Consider the following 12,458-nt stretch of genomic DNA (forward strand, 5'->3'; position numbering starts at 1 on the left):
GAGGCGATGGGGATACCGAAGTGCTCCGCCATGATCGCCACTTCCGAGGCCTTCCAAGGTGAATCGCCTCGAAGTTGGCGTAGACGGCTCCGTATGGCAAGCCGAGCACGTCCATCAATTGTTCATTTTTGCCATTGAAGGCCGCGAGGGCGCGTGTCGCCGACGTCAAAGACGCCATGTGTGCGCTCGACCCGAATGCCAAGAAGGCGCCCGCCTACATCACGTTTGATCGCGGCACCACCGGAAAGATCATCGTTCCGCGCACGTGACCGGCACGACTGCTCCACGAGACTCCAACCTCGTCGTCCCAACGTAAGTTCCGCCGCACAAGAAGAAGTTTGACCTTCCCGACGACTCCAAGGTCATCATCGAAGGAATCGTGCTCGATTCCGACAACACCGCACCGGCGAGGCCGGTGAAGCCAGTGCCTCGGGCAGGCTGACACTGGGGACGGATAAGCGCACGCGGCGCGTGAACTTGTCGGGGAACTCGCACGAGCTTGAGCCGCCGCGCGTTCGCGTTGAGCGCGATGGAGCGGGCCCGTTGTCTCGCTGGTTCGTGATCGTACGCTGCGGTCGTTGGGCGAAACTGACGCCAGTGATGGGGGTGAGCTCCTGCGCGAGGTGGTATGGCTGCCCGCTGATCTGAACCACGAGGGAAATAACTTGAACCAGGTGGCGCGAGTGCTCAACGCGGCTCATACATAGCGCGCGAATAAGCTCAAGGGGTTTGCGGGTACCGGAGGGTACCGCGGTGATGCGTCGGCAGTCGGGGGAGATTCGCGCCTGGACGAGTGAGCAGCTGTGATCGTAACGACCACCGGAGGGGAGCGGCTGGCAGCATTGCGGCCTATCTGCATGGCTAGGGAAAGGCGAACGAGTCTCAGTACAAGTGCAGCGAGTGTGAGGAAGCCCGTTCCGCTGCCCCGCCATGGGGAAAGCCGTAGCAGTGGCAGACATGCTCGCAAAAGCGCCCCTACAGCGCATAGGAGCTCCAGCACGGTAGGGAGCGATGAAGTTCCCTCGCACCTCTGTTGCCCCTTGGGAACGCGGCGCACATACCCCTACCCGCAGCGCTTGCCCTCGCAAAGGTACGGCAACATGCGGCCTGCATTGAACCCACGTAGGTCGTAGGCCGGATGAATTGACACCCCCAGTGGTTACGAATGCCACCAACGAGCGTCTTGCTCAACGTCGATTCCTTCAGCGAGAAGTCGTGAAGTCAGCTCATCAAACTTGTTATCGAGTTTGGCGGCTGTTGAAGGTGATGGTCGGACGAGACCAGTCTCATCCGCATACGCTTCGCACATCTCTTCGGCCCACTGCGCGAGAGCATTGGCGAGATCGGGAGATATTTGGGAGCGGATGTCTGGATACGGATCGCTGCCGGTCGTGCTGCTAAATATCGGCCAGCTCGTGTAGTCCCAACCAAAGGTGATGCGTTCCATCTTGGTGCATTTTAGCAAGCACTGCGGGCAGGCGGAATGGAAGTGATGATTTTCTTGGTCTTTTGAGAGGTCGCAACAGACTCTTCCGCGATTATTGCGGCTGCGCAGCTGCGGCCGCGGCTGAAGAGCTCACCCACAACGTCGTGTTCGGCTGCGGTGTACGGGTTCTGCGCGATGGAGGAGGGCTCAGGGAGCCCTTTTAGCTCGGCAATTCGGTCACCTTCGACCTCGTCATGATCCGTGATGATGAAGGAGCGGAAAACATGGGGGTTCTCCTCGATGTAGGGGAGAGAGCGGCTCCTCGACTCGTCCGGCCCGCGACCGCTTTGTTGACGCCATCGAAGGGGCTTCGGCTCCGCCAGTGCGCGTCGATCACGCTCGCGAAGGATATGCACACGGCCAATTACACGGAGGAAACTACTCGGGTAGGAACACACCTTAATCAGTGGGTCCGGGGTTCGAGTCCCTGATGGCGCACGACACGGAAGCCCCCGCTCGAACGAGCGGGGGTTTCGTCGTTCCCTCCCGCATGCGCGCTAAACTGGTGGCGCATGTTCCGGGAACTCGGTGCAATTCCGAACTGGCGGTGAAAGCCCGCTAACCCGGGCGCGTTTCACTCCGTGGGGCGAGCCTTGGGCCTGACCGGTGGAATTCCGGTGCCGACAGTACAGTCTGGATGGGAGGTTCATGCGGGCGAAGCGTGCCGCTTTTACGCGCCGTGCTCTCGCAGGTTTCCCTTCTCCCGGATCATCGATTGAGATGAGCGATGCGGGAGGCGAGGACCATGGGCATGAATCAGCCCCCTCACGACGCCGCGGGTGACAGCACCATGCGTGAGGCGTGTGAGCGCGCGCTTGAACAGGCACAGCGCGGACCCCTCGGTGCCAACCCACGCGTTGGCGCAGCGCTCCTAAGCCCCTCCGGGGAGCTCCTCGCCACAGGCTTCCACCGAGGCGCCCGAACCCCGCATGCCGAAGCAGATGCCCTCGCGGTCGCCCGAGAACGTGGCCTCGATGTGCACGGCGCGACCTGCATCGTGACTCTTGAACCGTGCGCCCACGCGGGCCGTACGCCCTCGTGCGCGCGCACTCTTATCGACGCGGGCGTTGCGCGTGTGCTCTACGCCGTTCAAGACCCGCACGACATCGCCGCGAACGGGGGTGCTCTTCTTCGCGATGCCGGCATCGACGCCCGTCTGTGGAGTGACGCGCTGCCGACTACCGTCGGAGGGGACCTCACTGCCCGCGCAACGGAACTGAACCGCCGCTGGTTCCAGGCCACGCGTGAGTCGCGGCCATTCGTCACAGCAAAGATCGCGCACACCCTCGATGGATACGTCGCAGCGGCCGATGGCACGAACGCGTGGATTACCGGAGAGGATGCCCGCGCAGAGGGCCACGCGCTCAGGAGCACCGTGGATGCGATCGCCGTGGGCACGGGAACCGCGCGCGCCGATGACCCCGCGCTCACGGCACGCGACGCGCACGGCCGCCTCGGCGCTCGTCAACCGCGCCGCGTGGTGATCGGTGAAAGCCCGCTCGAGCCACACTCGTGGCTCGCGAAAGCCGCACAGGGCCCTGAACACGCACGCCCCCTTCTTTACCGCACGCACGATATTCGCGGCGTACTCGAAAATCTCCGTGCCGACCACGGAGTTGAGCACCTCCTTATCGAAGGCGGTCCGCGCCTCATATCCGCGGCGCTCAAGCTCGACCTCGTCGACGACCTCTGGATCCATCAGGCTCCGACCATGCTCGGCGCGGGCACGCCCTCCGTCGCGGGCCTCGGTATCGGAACCCTCAAGAACCGGCTCGACTTCGACATCGTTCCCGAATCACTCCATGTGAGCGGTTCAGATCTTCTCTTCCACGCGATCCCGCGTGCGCGGCAGCAAACTCCCACGAAAGGTGAGTGAACAATGTTTACAGGAATTATCAGCGCGAAGGGCACCGTGACGGGGCTTGAGAAAGGGGCGGACGACACGGCGCGCCTCACCCTCGCGGCACCGGCGCCTCTGCTCGACGGCCTCGCGCTCGGCGGATCTCTCGCCGTGAACGGCGTGTGCCTGACGGCGATTGAAACGCCCGAAACCCAGGGCGAGGAGGCTCGCTTCACCGCGATCGCCATGGGGGAGACCCTCGCGCGCACGAGCCTCGGCGACCTCGCCGTCGGAAGCCGCGTGAATCTCGAGCGCTGCACCGAGGTCGGCGCCCGCCTCGACGGCCACATCGTGCAGGGGCACGTCGACGGCGTGGGAGCCGTTGCCCGCATTGACGATGAGGGGACGTGGCGCCGCATGCGCATCGAGATCCCCGACAACCTTGAAGAGCAGGTCGCCGAAAAGGGCTCGATCACCCTCGATGGTGTTTCGCTCACCGTCACGGCCGTGAATACGCCGGGGGAGAGCCCCGCGTTCGTCGAGGTGGCCCTCATCCCCGAGACGCTCGAGGCTACGACGCTCGGCGAGGCAACCGTCGGAACCCGAGTGAACGTCGAGACCGACGTAATCGCCAAATACACGGCGCGTCTAGTAGCCGTGCGCGCCGCTCGCAAGGAGTGCACGAAATGAGCTTTGCGATTGACCTGACTCCTATGGACGAGGCGCTCGCCCTGCTGGCGCGCGGAGAGATCCTCGTGGTGCTCGACGACGAGAACCGCGAAAACGAAGGCGATCTCATCATGGCCGCCGAGCTCGCGAGCCCCGAGAAGGTCGGTTTCTTTGTGCGGCACAGCTCCGGGTACCTGTGTGCGCCCATGACCACTGAGCGCGCCGCTGCCCTTGAGCTTCCGCTCATGGTTCCGAACAGTGAGGATCCGCTGCGCACCGCCTACACGATTAGCTGCGATGCACGCGCGGTTGAAGCGACAGGTATTTCCGCGGTGGATCGGGCGATCACGGCGCGCACGCTCGCGACCGCAAGCGCGGCAGACCTCATTCGTCCGGGTCACGTCCTTCCCCTTATCGCGAAGGACGGCGGCGTGCGCGAGCGTCCCGGCCACACCGAGGCCGCTGTTGAACTCACGCGGCTTGCAGGCCTGACCCCCGTGGGGCTCATCGGCGAGGTTGTGTACGACGACGGATCGATGATGCACGCGGAAGCCCTCGCGGCGTTCGCTCGCGAGCACGGGCTGGGCATCATCACGATTGAGCAGCTCACGGCGTATCTCGAGGATCGGGACGCCCGCGAGGCGGCCCAGTGAGCGAGGCGCGCGTTCGCGGCACTGAGCCGATTCAGATGCCAACGCCTCACGGCACGTTTGAGGTGCGTGCGTGGCGCGGTCGCGATGCGGAACACGTGAGTCTGCTCGCGCGTGGCGCCGCGTGGCCGGGGGAGGGTTCCGACGCTTCCCAGCCTCCTCTCGTGCGCGTGCACTCCGAATGTGCGACGGGCGATATTTTCGGCTCGTACCGCTGCGATTGCGGCGAGCAGCTGGAAAAAGCGCTCGAGACGATCCAGCGCGAAGGAGGGGCCGTGATCTACATGCGCGGCCACGAAGGGCGAGGCATCGGTCTATTCGAGAAGATTCGCGCCTACCACCTTCAGGATCTCGGTGACGACACGGTCGAGGCGAATGTCCACCTAGGCCTGCCCGTTGACGCACGCCGCTACGACGATGCGGCGGACATTCTTCGCGCCCTGGGCATGGGGCGCGTGCGTCTCATGACGAATAACCCCGAAAAGGACGGCGCGCTTGCGGGCCTCGGCATCGAGGTTGCCGAGATCGTGCCGAGCGTCATCGCACCGCGCGGGGCAAATAGGCGCTACCTTGAAACCAAACGCGAGAAGATGGCGCATCGCCTCGGCCCCTCGCACGACTAACCCCACGACATCGAAGGAGAACCCTATGGCTGGATACGGCACCCCCTCCTCGGCGCTTGGCACGCATGATGCCGGCCCGGCGACGATCGGTATCGCGGCGGCGAGCTGGCACACGGAAATCATGGATGCCTTGCTCGACGGTGCCAGGCGCGCGGCCGCCGATGCGGGCTGCACGGTGACGGAAGTGCGTGTGCCCGGCTCGTTCGAGCTCCCGGTTGCCGCGCAAGCGCTTGCGCGCACGTGCGATGTCGTGGTTGCGCTCGGCGTCGTGATTCGCGGCGAGACTCCACACTTCGAGTACATTTCCGGCGCGACGACGGAGGGTCTTGCACGCGTCGCCCTCGACGAGTCCACCCCCGTGGGCAATGGCGTGCTCACGGTCAATACCCGCGAACAGGCCGTTGACCGTTCGGGTGTGGAAGGCGCGAGCGAGGACGCTGGCTATGCCGCGGCCGAGGCGGCGATCCGCACGTTCCGCGCCCTCGCCCCGCTTTCTGACATGCGGTGAGATTCACATCCCTTTCTCCTGCAAGGATTCGCGAAGTCCCGGGGCAGCCGGGTAGAGTATTTATCCGTTGCGGGAGACCCCGCACAATGGTGGTCGTAGCTCAGTTGGTAGAGCTCCTGGTTGTGGTCCAGGCGGTCGCGGGTTCAAATCCCGTCGATCACCCCGCTAAAGAGCCCCTCGAGCGAGGGGCTCTTTCCTTTAAGCGCGCAAAACCGGCACTCGCGAAATGAGGACACATGAGCGACACGAAGGCCCTCGTGGGAGAGGGCGCTGCCTCGAGCGTTGTGCTCGCGGAAAACCTCGAGGTACTCCGCACTCTCCCGAGCGAGTCGATCCAGCTTATCTACATCGACCCGCCGTTCAACACGGGGCGGCGCCAACAGCGCCAGTCCCTCCAGACCGTGCGCGCTAAGGAGGGTGCCGAAGGTGCACGCGTGGGCTTCAAAGGGCGCAGTTACACGAGCATCAAGGGCGCCCTTTACGGTTACGACGACGCGTTCGAGGACTACTGGGAGTTCCTCGAACCGAGGCTCATCGAGGCACATCGCGTGCTCGCCCAGTCGGGAACGCTCTACCTCCACCTCGACTATCGCGAGGCGCACTATGCGAAGGTTCTCCTCGATGCGCTCTTTGGCCGCGAGTCGTTTCTCAACGAGATCATCTGGGCGTACGACTACGGAGCGCGTACGAAGAAGCGATGGCCCGCGAAGCACGACACGATCCTCGTGTACGTCAAGGACCCAAAAAGCTATTTCTTCAACTCGGAGGACGTCGATCGCGAGCCCTACATGGCGCCCGGCCTCGTCACGAAAGAAAAAGCGGAGCGGGGCAAACTTCCCACCGACGTGTGGTGGCACACGATTGTGTCACCCACGGGGCGCGAAAAGACCGGCTACGCGACCCAAAAGCCCGAGGGGATTCTCAGGCGAATCGTGCAAGCGAGCAGTCGCGAGGGCGATTGGGTGCTCGATTTCTTTGCCGGCTCGGGTACGACCGCTTCGGTCGCGCACAAACTGGGCCGACGGTTCCTTGCGATCGACTCGAACCCGCAAGCCTTCGAAGTGATGCAGCGGAGGCTCGCGGGGTCGAACGCGCGGTTTATCGAGAGCGAGCTTCCGTAGCGACGGCGTGAGCGAGAGGCGGCCATGCGGGAAGGCGCGGAATAAGCGTGACCTGGTAGGCGTGGTAAATGTCTGGCTGGCCCTTCCAGGTCGTTTCGCTCATCTCGCCCGTGGCGGTGAGCTCGTGGACCCAGCTGCCGAGCTTTCCGGGAACGATGGTTGTCGCCTTTGCCCACTGCCACCAGGACTCATAGCGTTCTTCCCAGGCAGCATCGCCGCTCGTACGGAACAGCACAGCGGCCGCACCGATGGCCTCAGCGACGACCCAGTGCATGCGTTCGTGCACGACGGGTGAGCCATCCCAGTCCACCGTGTACGGGAAGCCGCCGTCACCATCGATTCCCCACGTCTCACACGCCTTCTCGGCGAGGGCGAGCGCGCCATAGCGCAAAGCTGAGGCGCGTTCCTGAGCCCGGGTGGCGTCGGAAAACTGCCCCTCGAAACCGGCGGCGGTGTGCAGGGCGAGGCGCGCCCATTCAAACGAATGGCCGATCGTCGCACCATAGGGGCGGAACGGGTGGGCGGGATCCTCCCGGTTGTAGTCGGGGCGGGGCTCCCACGCGGTCGTGAAGTGCTCGGGCAGGAACCAGCCGTTGCCCTTCGCGAACGCGAGCGCGCGCTCGACGATAACCGCGGCGCGCTCGAAAAGCTCGAGGCGGCCGGTCGCTGCCGAGGCTGCGAGAAGCCCCTCGACACTGTGCATATTCGCGTTGATCCCGCGGTAGTCCTCGCAGTTCGAGAAATCGCGCGAGTAGGTGTCGGCAAACATCTCGTGCTCGGATTCGAAAAAGCGTGCATGTGCCTCGAGCGCGGTTTCAAGGAGTTCGCCCGCGCCAGGGATCTTTGCCTCGACGAGACTCGAAGCGGCGAGTACCACGAACGCGTGGGCGTAGGCCTGCTTCGAATCATCAACCGGCTCACCCGTTTCACGGGCGATGATCGAGTAGAAACCGCCGTGTTCGACATCGTGAAACGCGCCCGAAAGCGCCGAGAGGCCGTGGGCTGCGAGCTCGGCATAATCGCGAGAGGACTCGGTGCCGCGGATGCTTGCGAGGGCGAAGCAGTGTGTCATGCGGCAATTGATCCACAGTTCGAGGTCGTGATCCGGATCGAGAGTACCGCTTGAGTCGAGCCATCCGAAGCCATGCTCCGTGCGCGAGGCTGCGCCCCACTCGAGTAGATCCTTCCCCACATCCTCAAGCCACGCGGCATGCGCGGGGTCGGTCTTCGTTGCCTCGAGAAGGAGGGGTGTCGTCATTGTCAAAACTCCTGTGTGGTGTGAGAGTGCGGGAAGAGTCTACTGAGGCGTGATTTCGAACTTCTTCGAGGCTGCTCGGGCCTCATCGCTCGTGGGGCCGGGCTCCTTCACGAAGAGAACTTCGCGGTAGTACTTGAGCTCCTGAATCGACTCGCGAATATCGGCGAGTGCGCGGTGGCCGCCGTGTTTCTCCGGCGTATTGAAGAACACGCGCGGGAACCAGCGCTTGGCGAGTTCCTTGAGGCTTGAGACATCGATCGTGCGGTAGCTCATGAACTGGGCAAACTCCGGGAGGTCGCGGTCGATGAAAGCACGGTCGGTGCCCACCGAATTGCCCGCGAGAGGCGCCTTGCCGGGCTCGGGGCAATGCTCCTTGACATAGGCGAGGCACGCCTCTTCGGCTTCGACGAGGGTGATGCCACCGTCGAGCTCCTCGAGCAGACCCGAAGTCGTGTGCATGTTCCGCACGAAATCATCCATCGACTCGAGCGCGCCTGCCGGGGGTTTGATGACGACATCCACCCCTTCGCCGAGGATTTCGAGGTCCCCGTCGGTCACGAGAACGGCGACTTCGATAAGAGCATCGTTTGTCTTATCGAGGCCCGTCATCTCGCAATCCACCCAGATGATGCGGTCGTTACCTGGTTTCGTCGTTGTAGAACTCACGCCTCTATCGTAAACCCGAGTTCACACTGAACACCCAATGGGAATCGATAGGCTTTCGACGTGCGCATGCATTCCCTGCATGCCCCGCACGCAAGCGTCGAAGAAAGGTGGCCGTCATGGCTGAATACACTCTTCCCGATCTCGGATACGACTACGCCGCTCTCGAGTCCTCGATCTCGGGCCGCATCATGGAGCTGCATCACGATAAGCACCACCAGACGTACGTCAACGGCGCGAACCAGGCGCTCGAACAGCTCGCGGAAGCTCGCGACAAGAACGACTTCGGCACGATCAACCAGCTTCAGAAGAACCTCGCGTTCAACCTCGCCGGCCACGTGAACCACACGATCTTCTGGGAGAACCTTTCGCCCGAAGGCGGCGACAAGCCCGAGGGTGAGCTCGCTCAGGCAGTCGAAGAGTTCTTCGGTTCGTTTGATGGCCTGCGCGCCCAGTTCACCGCTGCCGCGCTCGGCATTCAGGGCTCCGGCTGGGCGATCCTCGCATGGGATTCGCTCGGCGAGAAGCTCATCATCGAGCAGCTCTACGACCACCAGGGCAACCTTGCAGCGGCAACCGTGCCGCTGCTCCTCCTCGACATGTGGGAGCACGCTTTCTACCTCGACTACCAGAACGTCAAGGCTGACTACGTGAAGGCATTCTGGAACATCGTCGACTGGGCCGATGTCGCTGAGCGCTTCTCGCGCGCGACCTCCCAGACGAAGGGCCTCATCACCCCGGTGGCCTGAGCATCTCAATTGTGTGGGTGGGGCGTCGCGACGGCGGCGCCCCACCTTTGTGCTTTCGCGCGCTATGCCCCATCGGCAGCAGGCACCAACACGCCACAATCATTCTTCCGCCGCCACTCTTCTCGCGTTGGTGGTGCGGTAGGGATCGGAAGGTCGCTGTTGTTACGGTGGAGTCATGACCGAAATCGAATCTCAAGACCCGCCCACCTTCGAAAGCGAGCACACGAAACCGGCAGGGAAGCCGGGCCTTTTTAACGGCTCCACGCGCCACGGGCTGCTGGGGGATCTTTCCCTTCGGCATCCGTGGGACATCCCGCTGTTTGCCGTGGGAGTTCTCATCACGTGCCTTCTCTTCGTCGCGTGGGTCGGTGCCGTCGTGTTCATCATTTACATGGCGGCGACGGGAAAGTGGTCGAGCATCCAGCCCGCCTTCGAGGGGGAGTCGGCAGACGGCGGGCTCTCGAACCCCTACAGCCCCATCTCCATCGGGATCCAGCTGTTCGTTGCCTTCATGTTGATCCCATGGGTGCTATGGATCGCCCGCGCGCTCATGTACGCGCAGCTTCGAGCCTCCGGCGTGCGCATGAGCCCCACGCAGTTCCCCGAGGGATACCGGATGGTCGCCGAAGCTGCCGAACAGTTCGGAATGCGCCGCGTACCCGACGCCTATGTGCTCTCCGGTAACGGCATGATCAACGCCTTTGCCGCCGGCCACGGTTATAGGCGCTTCGTGTGTGTCTATTCCGACCTCTTCGAAGTGGGCGGCAAAGTCCGCGACCCCGAGGCCCTTCGCTTTGTGATCGCGCACGAGGTTGGCCACCACGCCGCCGGCCACACCTCGTATTTCCGCCTGCTGTTTTCGAACTTCATGATGCGCATTCCGATCCTCGGAAAGGCCCTTTCACGCGCCCAGGAGTACACCGCGGATAACTACGGTTACGCCCACGTACCCGAGGGCGCCCCGGGAACGATGGCCCTTCTCTCGGGAGGAAAGTACCTCAACGCGCACGTCAACGTGCATGAGCTCGCCGATCGCGCCGCAACCGAAAAGGGCCTGTGGATCCACCTCGTCAACCTTTCGGTGACTCACCCGGTCATCACGTGGCGCGCCCACGCACTGCGGGACCGCTCCAAGCCCGGGCGAATGTGGCTGCGTCCCAAGAATCGAATCTTCGAGCCCTACCTTCCCGCCGGCTCCACCTTCAGCGGCAAGTACCCGACCCCCGAGGAGGCGCTCGCACTCCTTGACCGGGCCCGGGCCGAGGGGCATGTGATCGGGGAGGAACAGTTTGGTCGCTTCCCCTTCGGTCAGTCCTACCCCGAGCCGCAGCAGATGCGTCCGCTACAGGTGCGCCAACCGTCGGCCGAAGCGGCGAACCCTCTCGTATCCCGCAAGCCGGGAGCCCACTGATCCGCACGGATCACAAAGCGAAAGCGCCAGTGGAGGACACTGGCGCTTTTTCGCGCCCCCAGCAGGACTCGAACCTGCAACCTACGGATTAGAAGGCCGTTGCTCTATCCATTGAGCTATGGAGGCATGCCGCGCGGGCGGATCCAGTGTACCGGGAGCGCACGGTGGAGCCGAATGCGCGGCAGCTCGCGCTCCACAATTCAGTGCTCTCCACATACACGTATGAGTCTCTTTTCGAGGACGCGAACGAGCGGCATGCTCGTGGGTGAGCGCCGCACCAGGCGGCGACCGATCCCAGGGGGAACTTCAATGAACGCAATCGTGACAACCATCCAGGGCAACGCGACCGCGGATGCCACAATCTTCAAGTTTGATGGTGGCGGCTGCCGCACGTCCGTTACCGTCGCCGTCAATGATCGGTACTACGACGTACAGGCGAAGGAATGGAAGGAACGTAAGCCTGAATACGTGCGCGTGCAGGTACGGCGCGAATCGCTTGCGAACAACGTTGTGCTATCGGTGAAGCGTGGCCAGCCGCTTTTGTGCACGGGCCGCCTCGTGACGCAGACGTGGGAGGACCGCGACGGCAACACTCGCACCGAGCTGCTTTTGCATGCCGATCACGTCGCTATCGACCTCACCTACGGAACCGCGCAGTACGCGAAGAGTGCGCCGTCGTGGGTGGATGAGAACACCGGTGAGGTGCGCACCACGTCTCCCGATGTCGAAGAAGAGGCTGCAGAGGGCGAGTCGAATGACGCTGCGCACGCTCAACTCGAGAGCCACACAGGCGTCGAGGGGGAGTTGAGCGAGAGCGATCTCGAGGCGCTCACCGAGGTGGAGGAACCCAGCTACGCCTGAACGTGGAGTGAAGCGTCGGCTTCCGCACGTGCGCAATGCGGGCGTGCGGGGTCCGACGCTTGTGTGCTTCACGCGTTTACTCGGTTGGCGCAGCGGCGCCCGCACCAGGTGAGTCGATGCCGAGACTCGCACAGAGGGCTGCGACGAGCTCGGGGATCAGGTCGCGGCCGACGCGGAGGTCCTCGCCTTCGCGTGCGACCGCGCTGAACGTTTCGCCTGTGTTCAGGGCGCCAGCGGCGACGAACACAGGCGCGGGAGTTGCGCCGGGCGCACCATCGACCGCGCCGCGGATGCGGGCTTGGATGTAGCCGCCCGCGCAGCTTTCTGGCCACAACGCGTGTTCGAGCTCGTCGGCGACATCGCCATGCTGTGTTCCGGTCTCGATGCTCGTGAGATGGTGGGGGTCGCCGCTGGCGAGGTCGAGCGTCTCTTGTGGGAGAAGGCGAGAAAACTCGGGGCGTTCTTCGAGAAGGGCTTCGGTGCTGAAGAGGGCGAAGCGCGCGATGTGTTCGGGTCCCGGGGAATCCTGTTCGCGCGTGTGGCGAACGAGCTCGAGTACCGCGGCCGCGAGGGCCCCTTCGGTTTCGCTCAAGTTGAGGTCTCGCGTTTCTGAATGCAC

16 protein-coding genes, 2 tRNA genes and 1 riboswitch are annotated in these 12,458 nt (G+C 63.6%); of the genes, 12 read left to right on the forward strand and 6 right to left on the reverse strand.

Going from position 1 to position 12,458, the window contains the following annotated elements; translation table 11 throughout:
* Window positions 1–134 precede the first annotated feature (134 nt).
* Window positions 135–269 carry a hypothetical protein gene (locus DEHOM01_RS10305; RefSeq protein ID WP_259853281.1) on the forward strand — a complete coding sequence of 45 codons (135 nt, stop codon included), beginning with the start codon at window positions 135–137 and terminating at the stop codon, window positions 267–269.
* 354 nt (window positions 270–623) lie between these two features.
* Window positions 624–707 carry a plasmid mobilization relaxosome protein MobC gene (mobC, locus tag DEHOM01_RS10340; protein ID WP_369405726.1) on the forward strand — a complete coding sequence of 28 codons (84 nt, stop codon included), beginning with the start codon at window positions 624–626 and terminating at the stop codon, window positions 705–707.
* A 452-nt stretch (window positions 708–1,159) separates the two neighbouring features.
* On the opposite strand, the gene DEHOM01_RS04300 is transcribed toward mobC, so the two are convergent.
* Window positions 1,160–1,447: a hypothetical protein gene (locus DEHOM01_RS04300; RefSeq protein ID WP_034373726.1), complete on the reverse strand. Its 288-nt coding sequence runs from the start codon at window positions 1,445–1,447 to the stop codon at window positions 1,160–1,162.
* An 11-nt stretch (window positions 1,448–1,458) separates the two neighbouring features.
* Window positions 1,459–1,842, reverse strand: a complete 384-nt coding sequence (locus DEHOM01_RS04305) for a hypothetical protein (protein ID WP_034373723.1) — start codon at window positions 1,840–1,842, stop codon at window positions 1,459–1,461.
* Window positions 1,843–1,995: 153 nt separating this feature from the next.
* Window positions 1,996–2,139: riboswitch (FMN riboswitch) on the forward strand.
* A 98-nt stretch (window positions 2,140–2,237) separates the two neighbouring features.
* Between DEHOM01_RS04305 and ribD the strand changes: the two genes are divergently transcribed.
* The 7 genes from ribD (at window position 2,238) to DEHOM01_RS04335 (ending at window position 6,897) form a co-directional block, all read left to right on the forward strand.
* Complete coding sequence (ribD, locus tag DEHOM01_RS04310) at window positions 2,238–3,362, forward strand: bifunctional diaminohydroxyphosphoribosylaminopyrimidine deaminase/5-amino-6-(5-phosphoribosylamino)uracil reductase RibD (protein ID WP_245630650.1); 1,125 nt, start codon at window positions 2,238–2,240, stop codon at window positions 3,360–3,362.
* Between the two features lie 3 nt (window positions 3,363–3,365).
* Window positions 3,366–4,016 (forward strand): riboflavin synthase, encoded by a 651-nt coding sequence (locus DEHOM01_RS04315; protein ID WP_016664929.1) that lies wholly within the window; start codon window positions 3,366–3,368, stop codon window positions 4,014–4,016.
* Window positions 4,013–4,648, forward strand: coding sequence for a 3,4-dihydroxy-2-butanone-4-phosphate synthase (ribB, locus tag DEHOM01_RS09730; protein ID WP_082738705.1), 636 nt, complete (start codon window positions 4,013–4,015; stop codon window positions 4,646–4,648). Before DEHOM01_RS04315 ends, ribB begins: the two co-directional genes overlap by 4 nt.
* The gene (locus DEHOM01_RS09735) at window positions 4,645–5,268 is read left to right on the forward strand and encodes a GTP cyclohydrolase II (protein WP_070458216.1); all 624 of its coding nucleotides are present in this window, start codon (window positions 4,645–4,647) and stop codon (window positions 5,266–5,268) included. Before ribB ends, DEHOM01_RS09735 begins: the two co-directional genes overlap by 4 nt.
* A gap of 25 nt (window positions 5,269–5,293) precedes the next feature.
* Window positions 5,294–5,776: a 6,7-dimethyl-8-ribityllumazine synthase gene (gene ribH, locus DEHOM01_RS04325; protein ID WP_061211666.1), complete on the forward strand. Its 483-nt coding sequence runs from the start codon at window positions 5,294–5,296 to the stop codon at window positions 5,774–5,776.
* An 89-nt stretch (window positions 5,777–5,865) separates the two neighbouring features.
* Window positions 5,866–5,938: transfer RNA gene (locus DEHOM01_RS04330), tRNA-His, on the forward strand.
* A gap of 74 nt (window positions 5,939–6,012) precedes the next feature.
* Window positions 6,013–6,897, forward strand: coding sequence for a DNA-methyltransferase (locus tag DEHOM01_RS04335; protein WP_061211667.1), 885 nt, complete (start codon window positions 6,013–6,015; stop codon window positions 6,895–6,897).
* Here the strand turns inward: DEHOM01_RS04335 and DEHOM01_RS04340 are convergent.
* Together DEHOM01_RS04340 and orn are read right to left on the reverse strand one after the other, a co-directional pair.
* Window positions 6,875–8,155, reverse strand: a complete 1,281-nt coding sequence (locus tag DEHOM01_RS04340) for an AGE family epimerase/isomerase (RefSeq protein ID WP_061211668.1) — start codon at window positions 8,153–8,155, stop codon at window positions 6,875–6,877. The genes DEHOM01_RS04335 and DEHOM01_RS04340 overlap by 23 nt on opposite strands.
* A gap of 39 nt (window positions 8,156–8,194) precedes the next feature.
* Complete coding sequence (orn, locus tag DEHOM01_RS10210; RefSeq protein WP_082738706.1) at window positions 8,195–8,821, reverse strand: oligoribonuclease; 627 nt, start codon at window positions 8,819–8,821, stop codon at window positions 8,195–8,197.
* A 116-nt stretch (window positions 8,822–8,937) separates the two neighbouring features.
* Between orn and DEHOM01_RS04350 the strand changes: the two genes are divergently transcribed.
* Complete coding sequence (locus tag DEHOM01_RS04350) at window positions 8,938–9,567, forward strand: superoxide dismutase (RefSeq protein WP_061211670.1); 630 nt, start codon at window positions 8,938–8,940, stop codon at window positions 9,565–9,567.
* 175 nt (window positions 9,568–9,742) lie between these two features.
* Window positions 9,743–10,978 carry a M48 family metallopeptidase gene (locus DEHOM01_RS04355; protein ID WP_061211671.1) on the forward strand — a complete coding sequence of 412 codons (1,236 nt, stop codon included), beginning with the start codon at window positions 9,743–9,745 and terminating at the stop codon, window positions 10,976–10,978.
* A 53-nt stretch (window positions 10,979–11,031) separates the two neighbouring features.
* Here DEHOM01_RS04355 and DEHOM01_RS04360 read toward each other — a convergent pair.
* A tRNA-Arg gene (locus tag DEHOM01_RS04360) sits at window positions 11,032–11,104 on the reverse strand.
* A 183-nt stretch (window positions 11,105–11,287) separates the two neighbouring features.
* On the opposite strand from DEHOM01_RS04360, the gene DEHOM01_RS04365 reads away from it, so the two are divergent.
* A complete protein-coding gene (locus DEHOM01_RS04365) occupies window positions 11,288–11,839 on the forward strand; it encodes a single-stranded DNA-binding protein (RefSeq protein WP_061211672.1) in 552 nt (183 codons plus the stop codon).
* A gap of 76 nt (window positions 11,840–11,915) precedes the next feature.
* Here DEHOM01_RS04365 and DEHOM01_RS04370 read toward each other — a convergent pair whose 3' ends face one another.
* Window positions 11,916–12,458 (reverse strand): hypothetical protein, encoded by a 543-nt coding sequence (locus DEHOM01_RS04370; protein ID WP_061211673.1) that lies wholly within the window; start codon window positions 12,456–12,458, stop codon window positions 11,916–11,918.

The sequence above is a fragment of the Dermabacter hominis NBRC 106157 genome (assembly GCF_001570785.1).
In the GTDB taxonomy this organism is placed as follows: Bacteria; Actinomycetota; Actinomycetes; order Actinomycetales; family Dermabacteraceae; genus Dermabacter; species Dermabacter hominis.